Genomic DNA, 20033 nt, shown 5'->3' with positions numbered 1-20033 from the left:
CCGGTTCGCCGGTACACAAACGTCTTCAGGGCGGGGTGCAATTCCCCACCGGCGGTAGGTGCGCAAGCACGAGCCCGCGAGCGCCCCGGCCTACGCCGGGGGTCAGCAGATCCGGTCCAATGCCGGAGCCGACGGTCATAGTCCGGATGAAAGAAGACGGTGCCACAGGGCTCTTGCCCTGCGTGCGCCTGTTTGCCTTGCGGCGTTTTTCGCTCACTTTTCGCGGAGAACGTTACTTGTTTACTGGAATCATCGAAGGCGTCGGCCGTCTGGCCGCACGCGAATCCATCGGCGGCGATGTCCGCTTCACCTTCAATGTCGGGAATCTGCCGTTCGACAACGTGCAGATGGGCGAGAGCATCGCCATCAACGGCGTCTGCCTCACCGTCATCGCATTCGACGCCAGCAGCTTCCAGGCCGATGCCTCCACCGAGACCCTGGGCCTGACCACGCTGGGCCAGTTGGGCGAGGGCGCGGTCATCAACCTGGAGCGCGCCATGCGCCCGACCGACCGCCTCGGCGGCCATCTGGTCAGCGGCCACGTCGATGGCCTCGGCCAGGTGCTGTCCATCCACGAAGACGCGCGCGCCCAGCGCTGGCGCTTTGCCGCGCCGGCCTCGCTGCGCCGCTACATCGCCAAGAAGGGCTCGATCTGCGTGGACGGCGTCAGCCTCACCGTCAACGAAGTGGATGATGAAGGTTTTGAAGTCGCCCTGATCCCGCACACCGTGGCCAACACCGCCTTCTCTGCTTCGGGCGTGGGCAGCGCGGTGAACCTGGAAATCGACCTGGTGGCCCGTTACGTCGAGCGTTTGATCGGTGTGCCGACCAACGGTCAGCACCCACATGGAGATGCCGCATGAATTTCGCCCCGATTCCGGAAATCCTGGAAGAGATCCGCCTGGGCCGCATGGTGGTCATCGTCGATGACGAAGACCGCGAGAACGAAGGCGACCTGATCATGGCCGCCGAGCTGGTCAAGCCGTCGGACATCAACTTCATGGTCACCCACGGCCGTGGCCTGGTGTGCCTGCCGCTCACCCGCACCCGCGCCGCCGACCTCGGCCTGGCGCCGATGGTGCAGGCCAATACCGCACAGTTCCAGACCAACTTCACGGTCAGCATCGAGGCCGCCGAGGGTGTCACCACCGGCATCTCGGCACACGACCGCGCTCACACCATCCGCACTGCGGTGAAGCCGAATGCAAAGCCGGCCGACCTGCACCAGCCGGGCCACATCTTCCCGCTGATCGCCCAGCCGGGTGGCGTGCTGACCCGTGCCGGCCACACCGAAGCGGGCGTCGACCTGGCCATGCTGGCCGGGCTGGAGCCGGCCGGCGTACTCGTGGAGATCCTGAACCCGGATGGCAGCATGGCGCGCCGCCCGGAGCTGGAAGTGTTCGCCCGCGAGCACGGCCTGAAGATGGGCTCCATCGCCGACCTGATTGCCTACCGGCTGGCCACCGAAAAGACCGTCGAGCGCGTCGATGAGCGCGACATCGACACCGAATTCGGCCCATTCAAGCTCGTCACCTACCGCGACCGCATCGCCCACGACCTGCATTTCGCCCTGGTCCGTGGCACCCCGGACGCGGAAAGCCCCACGCTGGTGCGCGTGCAGGTGGAAAACCCGCTGGCCGACCTGCTGCACTGGCGCCGTGATGATTTCGGCGTGGCCGCCACCGATGCCCTGCGTGCGATCGATGCCGAAGGCGCGGGCGTGATGGTGGTGCTGTCGGCCCCGCGCGATGGCGAGGCCCTGCTGGCCCGCCTGCGCCAGCAGCCGGCGCCGTTGGTGCCGGGCAAGGACAAGGATGTGGGCCAGTGGCGCCGCAACGGTGCCGGCGCGCAGATCCTGTCCGACCTGGGGCTGGGCAAGCTGCGCGTGCTGGGTACCCCGCGCCGCCAGGTCGGCCTGGCCGGGTACGGCCTGGAAGTGGTGGAGACGGTGGCCCTGTAAGCCGCCTGGCACCCACCAACGGTAGTGCCGGCCGCTGGCCGGCAACCACATTCCCCGGGTTTGCCGGCCAGCGGCCGGCACTACCCACGGGCGCCCCAGGGCCCATCCACGGTAGAATCACCCCCTTATCGAGTCCCCCAAGCCGCATATGAGCCACTACGAAGGCGATCTTCGCACTCCCGAGTCGGCGCGCTTCGCCATCCTGGCCAGCCGCTGGAATGCCCGCATCACCGACGCGCTGGTCGCGGGCGCCCGCCTGAGCCTGGCCGGCAACGGCATCAGCGAAGCCAACATCGACGTGATCCGCGTGCCGGGTGCCTGGGAACTGCCGCTGGTGGCCGCACGCCTGGCCGCCGCGCATGAACACGCCGCCATCCTCACCCTGGGCTGCGTCATCCGTGGCGATACCCGCCACTACGAACACGTGGCCGACCGCTGCGCCGAAGGCCTGATGCGCGTGCAGCTGGATTTCGGCGTGCCGGTGCTGAACGGCGTGCTGGCGGTGGAACGCGCTGAAGACGCCGAGGCCCGTGCCGGCGGCAGCCACGGCAACAAGGGCGAAGAAGTCGCACTCGCCGCATTGGAAATGGTCAACCTGCTGGAGCAACTGCCATGAACAAGAACACCCAGGGCAAGCCCTCCGGTAAACCCGTCCGCCGTGATGGCGTCGACCCGGTGCTGCGCTCGCGCGCCCGCCGTCGTGCCGTGCAGGCGCTGTATGCCTGGCAGATCTCCGGCGGCAACGCGCAATCGCTGATTGCCCAGTTTGCCCACGAGCAGGCCCGTGAGATTGCCGATCTGGCCTATTTCGAAGCGTTGGTGCATGGCGTGCTGGACAACCGCCGCGACATCGACGAAGCGCTCGGCCCGTACCTGGACCGTGGCATCGAAGAAGTGGACGCAATCGAGCGCGCCGTGCTGCGCCTGGCCGGCTACGAGCTGCGCTACCGCCTGGACGTGCCGTACCGCGTGGTCATCAACGAAGCCATCGAATCGGCCAAGCGCTTCGGTTCCGAGCACGGCCACACCTACGTCAACGGCGTGCTGGATCGTGCCGCCGTGGAATGGCGCAAGGTCGAATCGGGTCACTGACCCGCCTGTGGTAGTGCCGGCCGCTGGCCGGCAGCTGCAGGGATCCTGAGGTTGCCGGCCAGCGGCCGGCACTACCGCCCACCGCGCACTGCGCGGCACGTACAACAGCGGGAATGCCCCATGTCCCTGGCCGAATTCGCCCTCATCGACCGCATCCGCGCCCGCACTCTGGAGCGCGACGACATCCTGCTCGGCATCGGCGACGATGCCGCGCTGCTGCAGCCGCGTGCCAACGAACAGCTGGTGGTCACCGCAGATACGCTCAACAGCGGCGTGCATTTCCCGGTGGAAACTCCCGCATTCGACATCGGCTGGAAGACGCTGGCGGTCAATCTGTCCGACCTGGCCGCGATGGGCGCGCGCCCGGCCTGGTGCACGTTGGCGCTGTCGCTGCCAGAAACTTCCGAAGACTGGATCGAAGCCTTTGCCGATGGTTTCTTCGCACTGGCCGACCAGCACGACATCGCGCTGATTGGCGGTGATACCACGCGCGGCCCGCTGTCGCTGTCGGTGACTGCGATGGGGCAGGTGGGCCGGGGCCAGGCGCTGCGTCGTGATCGCGCGCAGGTGGGCGACGACCTCTGGGTGAGTGGCACGCTGGGCGATGCCGCCGGCGCATTGAAGCTCTGGCAGCAGGGCGCGCTGAACGTGGCCGCCGCCACGCTGCTGGCCGACTACGAACACCTGCGCCTGCGCCTGCTGCGGCCCACGCCGCGTGTAACCCTCGGCCTGCGACTGCGGGCCTTCGCACACGCGGCCGTGGATGTATCCGACGGCCTGCTGGCCGACGCCGGCCATATCGCCGCACGCAGTGGCGTGGCCGTGCATGTGGATGCCGACATGCTGCCGATCTCGCCCGAGCTACGCGAACTGCTGGGCCGCGAGGAAGCGCGTGAGTGCGCGCTGCGTGGCGGCGACGACTACGAACTGTGCTTCACCGCCGCCGCAGATCAACGCGACGCGCTGATGTACCTGTCGCAATCGCTGGATCTGCCGCTCACCCGCATCGGCCGCATTGCCGAAGGGCAGGGCGTACACGTGGACGGCGAAGCCGCCAGCGGCGGTTACCAGCACTTCGTGTAGCAGCAATACCTGCTCTGGTGGGTGCCAACCTTGGTTGGCACGAATGTGTCAGGCCAAGGCCATGGGCTGCCTGCAATCTGCTTTGGTAGGTGCCAACCTTGGTTGGCACGAAGGTGTCAGGCGTTCGAACCAACACCGTGTCGACCAAGGTCGACACCTACCCATGCGCGGCGTGCCGGAATTGCTCTGGTGGGTGCCAACCTTGGTTGGCACGAATGTGTCCGGCGTCCATGCCAACACCGTGTCGACCAAGGTCGACACCCACCCATGCGGGGCGTACCAGAATTGCTCTGGTAGGTGCCAACCTTGGTTGGCACGAATATGTCAGGCGTTCGAACCAACACCGTGTCGACCAAGGTCGACACCTACCAAAGCGCGGGAATTACACGTGCGGAACCGGCGCGCCGAAACGGTTGCCGCCCGGCGAGCTTGGCAGCAGCATGAACACCAGCACCGCCAGGTTCGCAAACGGTACGAGCAGCAGCAGGTACCACCAGCCGGATCGGTCGGTGTCATGCAGGCGACGCACGGTCACCGAAACCAGCGGCACCAGGAGCGCCAGCCACACCACCACGCCCAGGCCCGTCGATACCCATGCCAGCGTTTCCGAACCGGTATAGCCTGCAATGAAGCTCAGTACATGCAGCGGCATGAACACGATCACGATGAACAACTGGAACCACCAGAACTCACTACGGCTGGCGCGCCCGCTGAACTGCGCATAGCGGGTCAGCGGAGTCATCATCTTGTGCATCGGCACTCTCTCTCAAAAAAGGAAGCGCGCACTATCGCTGCCGGGGTAACGGTATTCCATGCAACTTATTGCAATCGCAACGCGCATCTCAGTAGAGCCGAGCCCACGCTCGGCTGCTTGGCGCAAAGAAAAAGCCGAGCATAGGCTCGGCTCTACATCTTCAACGGGCGATCTTCGCCTCGGCATCGCGCGCGGTACCGTAGTCGTCCAGCCACTGGAATTTCAGCGTGGCCGGTACCGTGGCGCCAGCCGGCACGGCCAAGCTGATCCGCTCACCCGGCGGCACCATGTCTACCTCGATGGTCTTGCCATCAGCCAGTACCAGGTTCGCCAGCGTCACGTGGTAGGCGGTAGGGTTGTGCAGCTGCAATGCCCCGCCTTCAACGCGCCATTCCAGCGCCGCTGCCGCATCGCGCGCATGGCCCGGCAGGCCGGCAGGTCGGTAGAACAGCTTCACTCGCGTGCGCACAGCAAACTGCAGCAGGTTCCTGCCTTCCACATTCTCCGGCTTGGGCGGAATATCCAGCAGGTTGAAGTACAGCAGCGATTCGCGGTCCGCTGGCAGCGCCGCACCGGCCATCGGTGCATAGGTCAGCCGGAACGCCTGCGCATGCCCGGCATCGATGCGGCGCGTGGTGGGCGTCAGCACGAACGGCAGTTTCTGGCTGCCCGCCTTGGCACTGGCATCGCCATCGTCCAGCCACACCTGCGCCAGGGCCACATTGTCGCCACGGTTGTTGGCGTTCACCGTCACCGCACCCTTGCTGCCATCGTAGATCACCCGCGTGCCCTGCAGCGTCACTGCCGCAGAGGCCGGAAGTACTGCGGAAGCGCCGGCCAGGGCCAGCACTGCCGCGCATGCGCGAAGGTTCATGGAGGTCTCCTCGGGAAGAGCCGCCCGGCAGCACGCCGCCGGGCGGTGTGCGCTTACTTGTAGATGATGTCCATCTGCGCAGTGGCGTTTGCCACGCCAGCCACCACGTCGGCAGCAGCGCCGGTCTTGGTGTACCAGACGCTGTGCTTGACGGTATTCGGTGCGGTATCGGTGACGTTGACGAACTGGGTCGGAGCAGCGTTGATCTTCAGCTGGGTATCGGTGGTGTCAAAGATCTTGTAAGCCACGCCTGCTGCGCCACCGGCCGTCAGCTCCAGCGCGCCGTCGGCGGTAGCCGGGCCGCTGAACTTCACCGCCACGTCGTGCGAACCGGTGGCACCCGGGCAGGCCACGGCCACATCCAGATCGCGGCGGCCAATGCGATCATTACCCTTCAGGTCTTCAAGATCCATCTTGCCCATCGTCACCGCCACGCCGCCATTGATGGTGGCCGTGCAGGTGGTTTCAACAATCTCACCGCTGATGGTCAGATCGGCAGCATTCACGGCCGGGGCAGCAGCCAGCAGGATGGCCAGCGCCATCGGGGTCTTCAGGTTCTTCATGGGTGTGCTCTTCAACAAGTGATGGAATCGGGAACGCCACCCGTCATCTATGCGAAGGGTGGCCGGTGCAGGAGGCGTGGTGTCTGTCGACAGATCCCTTGTCGACGCAGGACGAGGCACGCCCGTCTTCTGCCCGGCGCATGTTCGGGCTGATGTCCGCGGCAGGCCATACAACTTGTTGCAAACGCCCCCATGCCTCGAAAACTGCAACTAGTTGCATGTCCGCCAGCAGGGCCGCGCCCTAGTCTGCACGCCTCCCACTACTACCGGGGCTGCACTGCGGCCGCGTCGACGCCATGCGCTTGTCCTCTTCTTCCCTCCAAAGCGCCACGCAGTATTCGCTGCGCCATACCGCACTGGCCGCAGCCATCAGCACCGCGCTGGTGTTTGCAGCTGTGCTGCAGGCGCACGCGCGACCGGGTGGCGAAGTGGAATTCAGCGAAGGCTTCGCCAGCGGCTTCGTCGGCGAAGACCTGGCGCGTTTCAGCATGGGCAACCCGGTGGAGCCGGGGCGCTACAACGTTGATATCCATCTCAACGGCGAGTTCGTCCGCCGCGATGACATCGACCTGGTGGCCTCGGATACACCGCATGTCGCGCAGCCCTGCGTGCCAGCACACCTGCTGCTGGCGTTGGGCCTCAGCGATGCCGCCCGGCAGGCCGTGGAAGCGTCAGAAACACCGGAGTGCGTCGATGTAGAGGCCGCGATTGAAGGCGCACGCGTGCGCTACGACGACAGCCAGCTGCGGCTGGATATCTCGCTGCCGCAGGTGGCGCTGCAGCGTCAGGCGCGCGGCTTCGTTGCGCCGGAACTGCGCGACCACGGCATCACCGCCGCGTTCCTCGGCTACAGCGTCAACCACTACCGCAACCAGGGCCAGCAGAACACCTACGCGGGCATCACCACCGGCCTCAACCTGGGGGCATGGCGGCTCCGCCACCGGAGTTCGCTCAGCCATAGCCCGCGGGGCACGCACTTCACCACGCTCAACAGCACGCTGCAGCGTGATCTTCCGCGCTGGAACAGCCAGCTCACGCTGGGCCAGGCCAACACGGGTGGCGAACTGTTCGACAGCGTCGGCTTCACCGGCGTGCGCGTGGCCACCGACGAACGCATGCTGCCCGATTCGCTACGCGGCTATGCACCGGTGGTGCGTGGCGTGGCGCAGAGCAACGCGCGCGTCACCATCCGCCAGAACGGGGCGGTGCTGTACGAAACCACGGTGGCGCCGGGTCCGTTCGCCATTGATGATCTGTACCCCAACGCCGGCAGCGGCGATCTGGAAGTGGCCGTCACCGAGGCCGACGGCCGCGAAGAACGCTTCACCGTCGCGTTCTCGGCGGTGCCGCAGGCACTGCGCGAAGGCAGCCAGCGTTTCAGCGTCACCGCAGGCGAACTGCGCAATACCGGCCTGGCGCAGAACGCGCTGCGCTTCACCGAAGGCACCTACGCGCGCGGCGTCAGCAACCGCATGACCCTGCTGGGCGGCGTGCAGGTAGCCGAGCATTACCAGGCCGGTCTGGCCGGTGCGGCGTTCAACACGCCGTTCGGCGCCATCGGTGCCGATATCACCCACGCCCGCGCCACCGTGCCGGGCCTGCCTGCGCAGAGCGGCCGCAGCTATCGCCTGAACTACCAGCGCAGCGTGGCGCGCACCGGCACCAACCTCGGCCTGGCCGCATACCGCTACAGCACCGAAGGCTTCCTCACCCTCACCGATGTGTCGCAGCTGTCGTTCCATCGCCCGCAGGCGGCCGATGCGTTCGTCATGCGCACCCGCCAGCGCTTCCAGGTGAATTTTTCGCAGCGTATCGGTCAGCGCAGCCAGCTGTATGTCAGCGGCGGCCACGTGGCCTACTGGAACCGCCCCGGCAAGCACAACGACCTGCAGCTGGGCTTCCACAGCAGCTACCGCAGTGCCAACTACACCCTTTCAGCAACGCGCTACCGCATGGCCAACGGCGCGCCCGATACGCGCCTGTCGTTCATGCTGAGCGTGCCGCTGGGCCGCAGCACCCACGCGCCGCGTGCCACCGCCACCTACAACGACAGCCGCCTGGGCAGCCAGCAGCAGCTGGGCATCAACGGCAACCTGGGCGAAGACCGCGCGCTGTCCTACAGCCTGTCCGGCAACCGCGGCCAGAGCAGCAGCGGCTACAACGCCTACGCCAGCTACCAGGGCAGCCATGCCGATCTCAGCGCCGGCTACAGCCACGCCAACGGCAGCAGCAGCTTCAATGCCGGGGCCACCGGCAGCGTGGTGCTGCACCACGGCGGCATCAACTTCGGCCCGTCGCTGGGCGAGAGCTTCGCGCTGGTGGAAGCGCAGGGCGCGCAGGGCGCGAAGGTGGGCAGTGGCCGCACCGTTACGGTGGCCGGCAACGGCTATGCCGTGCTGCCGTACATCAGCCCTTACCGCTGGAACCAGGTGCAGCTGGATACCGCCGCACTGCCGCTGGACGTGGAAGTGCAGGCGAGCTCGCAGCGCGTGGCGCCCAGCGCCGGCAGCATCGTCAAGGTCAGCTTCCAGACCCGCAACGATCGCCTGTGGCTGATCGACGCCAGCGATGCCGACGGCCAGCCGCTGCCCTACGGCGCGCAGATTGCCCACCCCGATGGGCGCGTGCTGGGCCAGGTGGGGCAGGGTGGTGTGGTGGCCCTGCGTGGCCTGGAAAACACCGGGCTTGTGCACGTGCAGACCGAAGACGGCATCGCCTGCCGACTGCACTACGCCATGCCTGAAACCCCTGATGCGCACGGCCAGTACTGGGCCCAGGCGCGCTGTCTGGCGCCGGCCGAGGAAGGGCTGGCCGACGATGTTTCCTCTTCAACTACCGGAGCTTCCCAATGAAAACGTCGCACGTGCTGCTTGCCGCGCTGCTGTTCAGCGCTGCGCCGCTGGCCCATGCCCAGACCGCCAGCATCACCGTTACCGGCAAGGTGCTGCCCGGCACCTGCACCATGGCCAATGTGCCGGTGGCGCTGGCCGATATCGACGCCACCGATCTGAAGGCAGGGCACGAGAACGGCCTGAAGACGGCCACGCTCAACTTCACCGGTTGCGTGGGTGTGGGTAGTATCGAACTGAGCTTTGACGGCACCGATGACGCCGCACAGGATGGGCACTGGAAGAACGGCGCGACCACGGGCGGCGCGACCGGTGTGGCCGTGGTATTGCTGGATGGCACTACCGGCACTGCATTCCTGAAGAAGGCCGCGAAGAAAACCATCGCCGTCAATGGCGCTGCCACGGCCAAGCTGGATATGCGAAGCGGCTACTACCGCAAGGCCGGCACGCCGCTGGTCGCAGGCGCAGTCAGCACCCAGATCACCGTAACGGCTGCCTACAAGTGAGTGCCTTGCCGCTGCCACGCCTGCTCGGGGGCGTTTGCGCGCTGTCGCTGGCATTGCTGGCAGTGGCAGCCGCGCAGGCATGCACGACGGTTGCCTATGCGGGTGGCGATGCCAACCTTGTCATCGACACCTGGGATGACACCGTTCCCGATGTTCTGATCAGCAACTGGACGATGGCGGGCAATGCCAATTTTCTCAACGGCTGCTCCGCCAGCAGCCCCAGTCCGGTGGATGTCACCCCAACCATGCCGAACTTGACCTTCGAGCATGATGTTGTCATCGATGGCGAGAGATACCCCGCGTATTCGGTGGCGGGAATGCCACGCACCCCTCTGTTCATATTCCGGTACGTGTTTGGTAACGGCAGTGCGGTGCTGAACCAGCCCTTCGATGCCAGCCGTACCCTGAACTCATCGGGTGGCAGCGCAGCCGGCGCCTTTCGCTGGTCGGTACTACAGATTGCGGCGGTATCGCGGGGCGGCCAGATGGAAGCGTTGCCCACTACTTCGGTTGGCAGTGCCAGACATGTCTACCCGCCCAATCCTTCGCTGTCCAAGGTGGAAAGCTTCAGCGTCACCGCCAACCTGCGCAGCAAGACCTGCACGCTGACCGACACCCCCGTGGCGCTGCTGGACGTGCACAGCGGTGACCTGCCGCGCGCGGGCTCCTCGGCCGGTGCGCGCGATTTCAATGTAACGATGAGCTGCAACGGCACCTATACGGTGTATCTGTCACTGACCGATGCCAACGCGCCAGGAAGTACCAGCAGCCGTCTGACGCCGACCCGCAATGCTACCGCCGAGGGTGTTCGCGTCGAGCTGCTGCGCGGCGGCAGCCCGGTTGCACTGGGCAGCACCTGGAGCCAGCTCAGCCGTGAGCCGGTGGCGCTGGCCGCGCGTTACTACCGCGAGGCCGGTGCGTTCGGTGCCGGTCTGGTGGAAGGGCAGGCGGTAATGACTGTGACGTACCGGTAGTCCTCATTGCGGACAAGGAGATATCACCATGGCAATCCAACTTTCACATTCACGGCGCCAGCGGCACGGCGCGCGCAATGGCAGCATCTGCATGATGCTGGGCCTGCTGGCCTCGGCCAGTGCCGCCGCCTGCACCAGTCAGCACAATGCCGGCGCGCCCGTCAACCTGGTCATCGATGCGTGGGATGACGCCGAGCAGGATCAGCTGATTGCGAGGTGGCAAAGCGGTGCCGGTGCCAACGCCCAGTTTCTGAACGGATGCACGGTAAATGCGGTCATACCGATGGACGTGACGCCATCGCTGTCCGGGTTGGAATTTGTCCGCAATGTGAACATTGATGGGAAGACCTACCCAGCCTTTGGCTTGATCGCCTATCCACGTTCGCCTCTGCTGATCTTCCAGCACTATGTGTGGACTGCATCCGGAAGCATCAAGGATGAGCCCGTTCCGCTGGATATCCGGACTGTGTTTCACGATCCCTCCAAGGCACTGGATAGCCCAGGGCGAGGGTCAGTGGTGAACGTCGCGGCAGTTTCACGAGGTGGCATCATGCAGCCGGTGCCTTCGACCTATCTGGGGCCGATTTCGCGACGGTCCCCGCTCTACCCCAGCTTCGTCAAGACCGACACCTACACCGTCACAGCCAACCTCAAAGTGCCCACCTGCACGCTGACCGACACGCCCGTCACTCTGGTGGATGTGGTGGCGGCCGATCTTCCCGCGAGCGGCCGTTCTGCGGGTGAGCGCAGCTTCGATGTGGCCATGGATTGCAATGGTGCGTTCCCCGTTGAGATGGTGCTGACCGATGCCAACGCGCCGGGGAATACGGGCAGCCGCCTGGCGCCCACCCGCAATGCCACCGCTGGGGCGGTGCGCGTGGAACTGCTGCGCGAGGGCGCACCCGTGGTGTTGCGCCAGGCCTGGACGATTCCGCTCACCCAGGTGGGCCGCCAGAACATTCGCCTGGCGGCGCGCTACTACCGCGAAGCCGGCACGTTCCATGGCGGCGTGGTGGAAGGCCAGGCGATCATCACCGCCACTTACCGCTGAGGCCCGCTTTTGTAGAGTCGAGCAAGCTCGACTCTACAAAAGCGATTACCCAGCGGCATTGGTCAGGCCGCGTAGACCTGCGTATCCACGTATTCCGACAAGCCCCTGCACGCCAGCAGCAGGCCCTCGCGCACGTCGTTGCCGACCTGCTGCGCTTCCTCGCCATCCACGCGCACGCGCTCGCTGGCGTGCAACAGTTCCAGCAGTACCGTCAGCCCGGCATTGGCCCGGTTGATGCGTGCCAGCGCCATGCACTGTCCGGATGAGCGACCTTTCCGCTGCAAAGGCTGGCCATCGGCGGCCTCCACTTCGCGAATGCGTTGCAGGCAATCCAGCAGGTTGATGCCGTTGGCCGCAGGGTTGGCGGCGAGGGTGGTTTCCAGCGGCTCGGCAATCTCGGCGGGCAGCTGGTTGGCAAGATCGCCCAGGGTGGCGAACAGGAACGGGTAGCGATTGGCGCTCATGGCAGCTTCCTTATGCGTTACGCGAAGGAGCCGCCCTGCTTGATAGCAAGGGCGGCGGACGATGCGTGGTTCCAATACCGGTGGCAACTCTGCGAAACGCCGGCGGGCACGAGGCCCCCACGCACCGCCCGCCATAGGTGCGCGGGCAGAATGCCTGCCGGCGCCACCCACAGGGAATGAGCGACGCCGGCAGACAAGCGTATACAGCAGAGTTGCAAAACGGGATTGGAAGCCCGTGCCACCCGTTGTCGGTGGCCGTACATGATTCGCATGCAGCGCCCGTGCTGCCAATGAGAAAAGTTGGAAAGTAGAAAAAGTACGAAGATTTGCAGCGACGTGGCGAAAGCCGTCAATGCGTGCAGATCGCGACATGTTTTGTAGAGCCGAACCTGCGCTCGGCTCTACAAGATATGAAGACGGGTCTAGCGTGGCGCAGGTCCATAGAGGTTATCGCCGTCTTGGCCGGGAAGAAGCATCTGCCACAGCACAAAGGCGGGTCCAAGTGCTGGGATCATGAACGTAAGGCACATCCACCCGGATTGGCCGAGATCGCGGAACCGGCGAGCGACAAGCGCATAGAACGGGACGACGTTCAACAGCATGTAGCCAAACCAAACGTATGCAAGCAGATCGTTCAATCGCACGCCTTCTGCGGGCGCGGTGGGCGGTACGCGGCGGGAGGCGTATGCGATTACCCCAACGATCAGAATGTTCGCCAGGATTTGAAGAAGGAAGAAGAGCCAGAACTCTCGCCTCGATGATCGTCCTTTGAAACAGGCGAATAGGCGAAAGGGGCGCAGCGCAAGATTGATCATGTTGAAGATGGATGATGGGCGGGGCACCGATCGTATCGACCGTGCTTGTCGTATGCGATACAACAAGTTGCAGGTTGCCCCGCCTGCAATGCGGTCGCGTGGACCGGCAAGTCTGTTCTAACGACGGGTGGGATCACTGGTCGTGAGCTTGATCTTCTCTGACTTGGCGAAGGCGTCCTGGGCATCACTCAGCCTTTGGAGATCTGCATCCATGCGATCAATGGCGGGTTCCAAACGCGCCAGAATCGATGCAGATTGCTCTGTGGTGTAGCCCGCCGGAAGCTCTGTCATGCTCACCATGATGGAGAACATGTCTTCAGTACTCTGCAGCGATGCAAGTAGATGCTGGTGCAGATCAGCTGCCTCGGAGCGATGTGTCATGCGCGCTGCAGATACTCGCCGCTCGACGGCGTCCTTGTGTGCATTCTGCAGTCGAAAGCGAAACCTGGATAAATCATCCCCGCTATCAACTGCCTCATAGAATTCCTCTGCCCATGGGCTGTCGTTCCAGGTGTTCACCGTGTCGACCATGCTGTTCCACTTCGCTACGTTCTCTTCCAGATAGCGGTCGTTTGGATAGATGTAGCCGCGCGTATCTGGGATGGCATCACATGCCGCGAGAAGGCCAATGGACAGGAGCAGAAGGAGACGGATAGCGCATTTCATGTGAGATACCGATGGCTGGGGAGGATGGCTTTAGCCTGGCGTGGTCAGATGGACCAAGTGGTGCTGTGGTGCTCGATTCGGTGCTCGGGCATCCAGCGGGCCGTGAGTCTAGGAGTGCCGATGTACGACGCTCAAGGTCAAAGGCGACAACGGGGTGTTGTCGCGTCGGCTGGAGCCTGTACCCTCTCACCCCCGACCGATTGGTGGAGATGGAGATGACTACGGCTCGAACCTGGCGCGGACGGGTGTTCATCGGCACAAGTGTCGATGGCAAGCCTGTGTAGTCGAGCATGGCTCGACGCTACAGAAAGCAAAACGGCGCCGGCTCTCTCCGGCGCCGCTTCTTCATCTACTTCACCACTTGTAAGCCACGCTCAGGTTGGCAGTGGCTTCGCGGTAACCCTGGTCACCGCGCATTACACCGAAGCCACCCCACGCGCTCAGCCCGCTGCGGAACTGCACGCGCGCACCGGCATTGAGTTCATAGCGGTTGCGCGGAATGCCGGCCTTCAGCACTTCATCATCGAAGGCGATGCCATTGTTGGCGCCATCGCGGTACCAGTTGGCCACCACGTACGGGCTGACCGAAGCGCCGGCGGTGCTGTGGCCTTCGCCCTGCAGGCGCAGGCCCAGGCGGCCGGACAGGCCGTTGTTGTCCAGCGCACGCACCACGGTGCCGTTGGTTTCTTCGTGGCGGTCGGTGCTGGTGTTGGTGTAGATCAGCTGCAGCTCCGGCTGCAGGCTTACGGCGGTGCTGCCGATCTGGCCGATGCCGATGCGGTAACCGGCTTCCAGCGCGCTCTGCCAGATATCCGAATCGTAGCGTTCTTCGGCCAGGCCTTCGCCCTGCACGCGGTTACGGAACTGGCCGCGCTGCACGCTGGCATCCACGTACAGGGCATCGCTGTTCCAGCTACCGTACACGCCCAGCGCACCGCCTTCCACCTTGCCCTTGGCGCTGTAGCCGGTCAGCTCGGACCGCGAGGTAGCGCTGGACTGCGCCAGCGTTGCCATCACGCCCAGGCGGCCACGGCCGTTGTCGAACACGCCCATGTCGGCACCCAGCTGCACGCGCGAGCGGTCCACACGCAGGTCCAGCTGGTCATTCACCGCGCCCAGCTTGCTCTGGTTGCTGTCCACACGCGCCCAACCACGCACGCCGTCGTCGCTGAAGCTGCCGCCCTGGCGGTCACGCCAACCGTGGCGCAGCAGCTGGTCCACCGCAAACTGGTTGGCCAGGTAGGCACCGGTTTCCGGGCGTAGCACCGGGGTGGGGTCCACCGGATCGACCGGGTCAATGATCGGCCCGCATTCCGGCAGCGTCGGGTCGACCACGCACGGGTCCGGCACGGTAGCCAGTTCCGAGCGCAGGTACCAGCCGCCGTTGGCGGCATCCTTGAACAGGAAGTACTCGTACTGCCCACCCACCGCGCGGCCCTGCAGGTCGAACTGGCCGTTGGAGGCACCGCCCACGCGGATCAGCTCGATGCCCTTGTCGGTCTTGGCGCCGGCACCCCCGGCATTGACCACACGCACGTTGGCCTGGCCGCTGGTGTCGCCGGCCACGATCAGCTTGTCGGTGGCCGAGGTGTCATCGCCCAGCTGGGTGTTGAACAGCAGCGTGCCGCCGTTGCCGGTGAAGGTATCGACGTTGAGGGTGTTGAAGGTGCTGCCGTTGCCCAGCGCAACGATGCCGGTGCTGCCCAGGGTAAGAGCGCCGACGTTGCTGTCGCCGGTCATCAGCCAGGTGCTGTCGCTGCTGATGTCGGCCGAGGTGACGTTGGTGAAGCGTCCATCGATCTGCGCCTTGTTGCGCAGGATGACGTCCAGGCTGCTGTTGGCGGCGGTGGCTTGATCGAGGGTGATGTTGCCAGCCAGGCGCGAATCGTCGACGGTGAAGTTGACGTTGGCCGCGCCGGCGGCCTGGCTTCCATCGTAGGACTCCACCAGCAGCAGGTTGCCATCACCACCGATCAGGTTGGAGCCGTTGGCAACGGTGATCTGGGCGTCCGACGTTCCACCGCGCGGCGCAACGCGGATCGCAGCACCCCGGCCCGACTTCAGGGTGGAATTGTCGATCCGCAACTGCGGGGGCGTGGTGCCTGGGCCTTCGCTGCCCAGCAGGCCCAGGATCAATGCGCCTACGTTGGCGCCTTCCACATGGGAGCCATTGAGGATGCTCATGCGGCCATACGCCAGTCGTGCGCCGATGCCACTGGTCAGCGGGTGGAAGGGGGCGCTGGCGTCTTCGACCTTCACCTGCGTACCTTCGATCGTGATCGACGGGTTGGTGATGGAGCCCATGCCGATCAGTCTGCTGATGTCGATACCGGTGGTGAACCCCGCACTGCCATCAGCGGTGGAAACGAAGATGCGGCTGTCCACCAGATGCGCCGACGCGCTGGCGCCGTCGACGAGAACGCCGCCGCCCAGGAAGGTCGTATTGCGTGCTTCCAGCACAGCGTCGTCCAGTATCCGGACAGAGTGGTTCGAGCCACTGAGCGGGCGTGTGACGGTTGCACCATCCATCACCAGACGCGAATCCTCATCGGCCTGGATGTAGCCGGCCTGCGCACCCGAAGCCAGCGTCAGCTCGCCGCCGTTGCGTACCCGCCAGTCTTCGGATGGGTCACCGGCAACGACGGTGTGGTTGGTACCGTCCAACTCGCCGGCAAGGGCAGCAGCAGTCGGCAGCGCGGCCAGAGCCAGCAGCAGGCTGCGTGCAAGCGGGCGCAGCGAAGGGGAGGGGGTACGGCAGGGCATACGGCGGATCATCGGAAGTTCCTCTCGATTGAAATGGAAACTGCCATCGCCAAGCTGTTCAGGCAGGTGGTGTATACGTGCCTGTTATGTGAAGCAGATGTGATTACATCTGTTTAATGGCGATGTGGAATGTCTCTTTCGGCCTGCAGTGTCCGCCTGCGGCTGCCCACATCCCATGCAATAAGTTGCAAAGCGTGCTTTGCCCTGGGCGTAGTTCAGGGCGCGGACAGTACTGCGACAACGGGTCGCACCCGCTGTTGCAACCTATTCGATTCATCCCGCAGATGCGCACATTCAGCATGTTTCGTAGTTTTCTGGAGACATGCAATGACCCACCCAATGCACCCCCGCCGCTGCGCGCTGGCCTTCGCCCTGGCCGTCGCGCTGGCCGCACCCGCCCATGCACAGCAGGTCGTGGCCGACGGTGACGAGCAGACACCCGCCGCAGGCGACTACCGCACCACCGATCCGGTTGAACCGGGCAACCCGGCTGGCCACGCGTTCCATGTGCTCAACGGCGGCTCGATCATTCCGCTGGGTGAGGTGAACCTGCATACCGAGGGCATGAGGGCCACCGCTGCGCGCGTTGAAGGCAGGGGCAGTGTCCTGATGTTGAGTGGCGGCAGCATCACCACCCAGGGCTACGGTGCTGCCGGCGTCTCAGTGGGCACGGGGGGCAAGGCGCAGCTGGAAGGCACCCGCATCGACATTCATGCCGGCGAAGGCGCAGGCCTGCTGACCGACGGTGGCCTGATCGACGCATCCAACGTCCACATCACGATGCATGGCGCCCTGGGAAAGGGTGTCAGCGCACAGGCCGGCCGCATCGAACTGCGCGACAGCGTGGTGGAGATGCTGGGCACGTCGAGCAAGGGTCTGGACGCCTCGGGCGGCGAGATCGTGGCCGAGCGCGTGCGCATTGAAATGACCGCCGCCGGTGAGGGCATTTCGGCCATCAACGGCGGCAAGGTCAGCATGGCCAATTCGCAGATCAACGGCACGGGTGCGGGATCGAGCGGCGTGGGCGTTGCGGCGGGCAGCAGCGTCAGCCTGGACAATGTGGATATCCAGCTGAACCACGCGCGCTCCGGGCCGGGAATGAACGTAGCCGGTGAGGTGGACATGCGAGGCGGCAGCATCCACACCGCCGGCAGCAACAGCACGGCCATCAGCTTTGCCTCCCGCGGTGGCAAGGTAGCCCTGGATGGCACGCAGGTGAGCGGGCACTACGGCATCTTCATGAGCGAGGACTCCGAGTTGACTCTGCGCAACAGTGTGGTCAAGGCCACCAGCGTAGGGCTGGATATCAATCAGCGCGGCTCCAACGCCCTGCTGGAGGGCTCGCACATCGAGGCCTCTGCAGGTGATGGCATCCGCATGATGGACGACGCAACGCTTACGCTTCGCGGTGGCTCCTCCGTGGTGAGTGACGGCACGCAGAACAACGCGTTGTACACCCGAGGCGGCCGGGTGTTGCTGCAGTCCAGCCAACTGACCGCTCGCGGCTACAACAGCCATGGTTTGTTTGCCGAAGGTTCGCTCATGCTGCGCCCGGTGGTGGACGCGCAGGATGCGGTCATCACGACCCACGGCGAGGGCGGTATCGGTGTCATCTCGCGGGAGGGTGCTACCGTCAATCTGGCTGACAGCTGGGTAACGACGCACGGTGCCAGTTCCTACGGTGTTCTGGCCGGTGGTACGGGCGAGATGAGCCTGACCAACACCCACGTGCGCACCGAAGGCGAGGGCGCGTGGGCGGCGGTGGTGAACAACGATGGCAAGCTCTCCATCGATGGCGGTTCACTGATGAGTGAACAGCACGGTGGCATCTGGATGCGCAGCAGCCGCGAGCCCGGCCTGACCCTGGCCAATGGCGCAGTGGTTTCCGGCGGCAATGGCATTGCACTGGCGCTGGATGCGGCCGTGGCCGGGCGCTTTGATGTGAAGCTGGACAGTGGCGCGGTGATGATCGGCGACATTGTGATCACCGCCGAGGACGAAGACGCCGGCCTGGTGCCGCAGTCTGAAGTGCATGTGCAGTTGACCAACAACGCGGGCTGGCATGGTTCGTCCCATCTTGTGCAGGGCATGGCACTGGATGGCGGCAGCCAGTGGATACTCAATGGCAATGCCACCGTGCAGGAACTTGCACTGCGCGACAGCACGCTGGCCCTGTCGGATGGCAGCGGCCGCTTCAACGTGTTGACGGTGGACGGCGATCTGCACAGCGAAGGCTCCACCTTCCTGTTCAATGGCGCGCTGGCCGGTGACACTTCGGACATCGATCGCCTGCACGTGCGCGGCGATGCCAGTGGCAATGCGTCCATCGTGGTGAACAATATCGGCGGCGTGGGTGCAGCCACCTTCGACGGCATTTCGCTGATCCGCATCGACGGTGCGTCACTGGCGGACTATTCGCTGGTCGGCCGCGCCGTGGGCGGTGCCTACGAGTACTTCCTGTTCAAGGGCGGCCTGCTGGACCCGAATGATGGCAACTGGTACCTGCGTTCGCAGTGGTTCGATATCTGCGAAGAGGATCCAAACGCACCGGGCTGTGTGGTGGACCCCGGCCCGGACCCTGACCCGGACCCGGTGGATCCCATCGACCCGATCGACCCGGTAGATCCGGTAGATCCGGTAGATCCGGTAGATCCGGTAGATCCGGTCACCCCGCCGCCGGTGCTGCGCCCGGAAGCGGGTGCCTATCTGGCCAACCAGTCGGCGGCAGTGAACATGTTCGCGCACCGCTTGAGCGACCGCATGGGCGCAGTGGCAATGAGCGAGGAACGTGCCGCCTGGGCGCGCGTGGCCCGCAGCAATGCGGATTTCACCGCGGTGGGCGGGCAGCTGTCGGTGGATGGAAACACGTCTGTGATGCAGATCGGCACCGATGTGTGGCGGCGCGGCGATGCCGCACTGGGTGTGATGCTGGGCAGCGGCCGTGCAGACAATACGGTGGTCTCCGACCTGACCGGTTACAGCGCCAAGGGTCGCGTACGCGGCACGGCAGTGGGGGTGTACGGCACCTGGCTTCAGCAGGCAGATGGCAGCGAAGGCGCGTACGTGGATGCGCAGCTGCAGTACGGGCGTTTCAGCAACCGCGTGCACGGCGTTGCGCTGGAGCAGGAAAGCTACGATTCGCGCATGCGCAGCGGCTCGCTGGAGGCGGGTTACACCCTCAACGTTTGGCAGGGCGCGTCCAGCAACGTGTATGTGCAGCCGCAGATGCAGCTGACTTACACCGACTACAGCGCCGACCGACACGTGGAAAGCAACGGCACGGTGGTTGATGGCGCAGCGGCCGGCGGGCTGTCCGGACGCGTGGGTGTGCGCGCGTTCGGCCAGCACGCAGGCATGGGCACGCTGGTGCAGCCGTACCTGGGCGTGAACTGGCTGCGCAGCAGTGGCCGCAATGCCATCGACTTCCGCGGTGAAACGCTGCGGGCCGATCTGCCGCGCAACCGCTATGAGGTGCAGGCCGGTGCCGAGTTGAAGATCAGCCAGCGCCTGGGGGCGTGGGGTGGCCTGAACGTGCAGCGCGGTGACCACGGCTACCGCGATGTGGGCGGGCAGGTGGGTGTGCGCCTGGCCTGGTAATGCAGGATCGGGGTCAGAGCCC

The 20033-nt window shown here is 65.1% G+C and carries 17 protein-coding genes and 1 riboswitch; of the genes, 10 read left to right on the top strand and 7 right to left on the bottom strand.

Annotation, left to right across the window (positions count from 1 at the left end; genetic code table 11):
- Positions 1-17: 17 nt before the first annotated feature.
- A riboswitch (FMN riboswitch) is annotated at positions 18-162 on the top strand.
- Between the two features lie 74 nt (positions 163-236).
- From AC5P7U_RS12380 to thiL, 5 genes are all read left to right on the top strand, one after another.
- Entirely contained in the window at positions 237-863 is a 627-nt protein-coding gene (locus AC5P7U_RS12380; protein WP_014035963.1) for a riboflavin synthase, read from the top strand.
- A complete protein-coding gene (gene ribB, locus AC5P7U_RS12375) occupies positions 860-1960 on the top strand; it encodes a 3,4-dihydroxy-2-butanone-4-phosphate synthase (protein ID WP_414555566.1) in 1101 nt (366 codons plus the stop codon). The genes AC5P7U_RS12380 and ribB overlap by 4 nt, the downstream gene beginning before the upstream one ends.
- Before the next feature lie 148 nt (positions 1961-2108).
- Positions 2109-2576: a 6,7-dimethyl-8-ribityllumazine synthase gene (gene ribH / locus AC5P7U_RS12370; protein ID WP_008266794.1), complete on the top strand. Its 468-nt coding sequence runs from the start codon at positions 2109-2111 to the stop codon at positions 2574-2576.
- Positions 2573-3052: a transcription antitermination factor NusB gene (gene nusB / locus AC5P7U_RS12365; RefSeq protein WP_008266434.1), complete on the top strand. Its 480-nt coding sequence runs from the start codon at positions 2573-2575 to the stop codon at positions 3050-3052. The genes ribH and nusB overlap by 4 nt, the downstream gene beginning before the upstream one ends.
- 120 nt (positions 3053-3172) lie before the next feature.
- Positions 3173-4135, top strand: coding sequence for a thiamine-phosphate kinase (gene thiL, locus AC5P7U_RS12360; RefSeq protein ID WP_312560085.1), 963 nt, complete (start codon positions 3173-3175; stop codon positions 4133-4135).
- Between the two features lie 382 nt (positions 4136-4517).
- Here thiL and AC5P7U_RS12355 read toward each other — a convergent pair whose 3' ends face one another.
- From AC5P7U_RS12355 to AC5P7U_RS12345, 3 genes are all read right to left on the bottom strand, one after another.
- Entirely contained in the window at positions 4518-4877 is a 360-nt protein-coding gene (locus AC5P7U_RS12355) for a DUF805 domain-containing protein (protein WP_495221158.1), read from the bottom strand.
- A 172-nt stretch (positions 4878-5049) separates the two neighbouring features.
- Positions 5050-5763 (bottom strand): fimbrial biogenesis chaperone, encoded by a 714-nt coding sequence (locus AC5P7U_RS12350; protein ID WP_004154194.1) that lies wholly within the window; start codon positions 5761-5763, stop codon positions 5050-5052.
- A gap of 53 nt (positions 5764-5816) precedes the next feature.
- Entirely contained in the window at positions 5817-6326 is a 510-nt protein-coding gene (locus tag AC5P7U_RS12345; RefSeq protein ID WP_308309341.1) for a fimbrial protein, read from the bottom strand.
- 302 nt (positions 6327-6628) lie between these two features.
- Here AC5P7U_RS12345 and AC5P7U_RS12340 point away from each other — a divergent pair, with 302 nt between their 5' ends.
- Genes AC5P7U_RS12340 through AC5P7U_RS12325 form a run of 4 tightly spaced genes read left to right on the top strand, consistent with a single transcriptional unit; the run spans position 6629 to position 11706 of the window.
- The gene (locus AC5P7U_RS12340; protein ID WP_414555002.1) at positions 6629-9178 is read left to right on the top strand and encodes a fimbria/pilus outer membrane usher protein; all 2550 of its coding nucleotides are present in this window, start codon (positions 6629-6631) and stop codon (positions 9176-9178) included.
- A complete protein-coding gene (locus tag AC5P7U_RS12335; protein WP_004154198.1) occupies positions 9175-9681 on the top strand; it encodes a fimbrial protein in 507 nt (168 codons plus the stop codon). The genes AC5P7U_RS12340 and AC5P7U_RS12335 overlap by 4 nt, the downstream gene beginning before the upstream one ends.
- Before the next feature lie 5 nt (positions 9682-9686).
- Positions 9687-10655, top strand: a complete 969-nt coding sequence (locus tag AC5P7U_RS12330; protein WP_495221157.1) for a fimbrial protein — start codon at positions 9687-9689, stop codon at positions 10653-10655.
- A 28-nt stretch (positions 10656-10683) separates the two neighbouring features.
- Positions 10684-11706, top strand: a complete 1023-nt coding sequence (locus AC5P7U_RS12325) for a fimbrial protein (RefSeq protein WP_414555000.1) — start codon at positions 10684-10686, stop codon at positions 11704-11706.
- Positions 11707-11768: 62 nt separating this feature from the next.
- Here AC5P7U_RS12325 and AC5P7U_RS12320 read toward each other — a convergent pair whose 3' ends face one another.
- The 4 genes from AC5P7U_RS12320 to AC5P7U_RS12305 form a co-directional block, all read right to left on the bottom strand.
- Positions 11769-12170, bottom strand: a complete 402-nt coding sequence (locus AC5P7U_RS12320; RefSeq protein ID WP_414554999.1) for a hypothetical protein — start codon at positions 12168-12170, stop codon at positions 11769-11771.
- 422 nt (positions 12171-12592) lie between these two features.
- Positions 12593-12985, bottom strand: a complete 393-nt coding sequence (locus AC5P7U_RS12315; protein ID WP_414554998.1) for a DUF805 domain-containing protein — start codon at positions 12983-12985, stop codon at positions 12593-12595.
- Positions 12986-13102: 117 nt separating this feature from the next.
- Complete coding sequence (locus tag AC5P7U_RS12310) at positions 13103-13651, bottom strand: hypothetical protein (RefSeq protein ID WP_414554997.1); 549 nt, start codon at positions 13649-13651, stop codon at positions 13103-13105.
- A 354-nt stretch (positions 13652-14005) separates the two neighbouring features.
- On the bottom strand, positions 14006-16426 hold the full coding sequence (locus AC5P7U_RS12305) for an autotransporter family protein (RefSeq protein ID WP_495221156.1): 2421 nt from the start codon (positions 16424-16426) through the stop codon (positions 14006-14008).
- Positions 16427-16741: 315 nt separating this feature from the next.
- On the opposite strand from AC5P7U_RS12305, the gene AC5P7U_RS12300 reads away from it, so the two are divergent.
- The gene (locus AC5P7U_RS12300; RefSeq protein ID WP_495221155.1) at positions 16742-20011 is read left to right on the top strand and encodes an autotransporter family protein; all 3270 of its coding nucleotides are present in this window, start codon (positions 16742-16744) and stop codon (positions 20009-20011) included.
- The last annotated feature ends 22 nt before the right edge of the window (positions 20012-20033 follow it).

This window comes from Stenotrophomonas sp. YJH_SMC_57, assembly GCF_059369755.1.
Note: the sequence above shows the minus strand (reverse complement) of the source record. Positions and strands in the feature narration are given on the sequence as shown.

Bases quoted from the DNA above. Each gene is read 5' to 3' on its own strand.
- ribB (WP_414555566.1), top strand. From the start codon at position 860: ATGAATTTCGCCCCGATTCCGGAAATCCTGGAAGAGATCCGCCTGGGC.
- ribH (WP_008266794.1), top strand. From the start codon at position 2,109: ATGAGCCACTACGAAGGCGATCTTCGCACTCCCGAGTCGGCGCGCTTC.
- nusB (WP_008266434.1), top strand. From the start codon at position 2,573: ATGAACAAGAACACCCAGGGCAAGCCCTCCGGTAAACCCGTCCGCCGT.
- thiL (WP_312560085.1), top strand. From the start codon at position 3,173: ATGTCCCTGGCCGAATTCGCCCTCATCGACCGCATCCGCGCCCGCACT.
- AC5P7U_RS12355 (WP_495221158.1), bottom strand. From the start codon at position 4,877: ATGACTCCGCTGACCCGCTATGCGCAGTTCAGCGGGCGCGCCAGCCGT.
- AC5P7U_RS12350 (WP_004154194.1), bottom strand. From the start codon at position 5,763: ATGAACCTTCGCGCATGCGCGGCAGTGCTGGCCCTGGCCGGCGCTTCC.
- AC5P7U_RS12345 (WP_308309341.1), bottom strand. From the start codon at position 6,326: ATGAAGAACCTGAAGACCCCGATGGCGCTGGCCATCCTGCTGGCTGCT.
- AC5P7U_RS12335 (WP_004154198.1), top strand. From the start codon at position 9,175: ATGAAAACGTCGCACGTGCTGCTTGCCGCGCTGCTGTTCAGCGCTGCG.
- AC5P7U_RS12325 (WP_414555000.1), top strand. From the start codon at position 10,684: ATGGCAATCCAACTTTCACATTCACGGCGCCAGCGGCACGGCGCGCGC.
- AC5P7U_RS12320 (WP_414554999.1), bottom strand. From the start codon at position 12,170: ATGAGCGCCAATCGCTACCCGTTCCTGTTCGCCACCCTGGGCGATCTT.
- AC5P7U_RS12315 (WP_414554998.1), bottom strand. From the start codon at position 12,985: ATGATCAATCTTGCGCTGCGCCCCTTTCGCCTATTCGCCTGTTTCAAA.
- AC5P7U_RS12310 (WP_414554997.1), bottom strand. From the start codon at position 13,651: ATGAAATGCGCTATCCGTCTCCTTCTGCTCCTGTCCATTGGCCTTCTC.
- AC5P7U_RS12305 (WP_495221156.1), bottom strand. From the start codon at position 16,426: ATGATCCGCCGTATGCCCTGCCGTACCCCCTCCCCTTCGCTGCGCCCG.
- AC5P7U_RS12300 (WP_495221155.1), top strand. From the start codon at position 16,742: ATGACCCACCCAATGCACCCCCGCCGCTGCGCGCTGGCCTTCGCCCTG.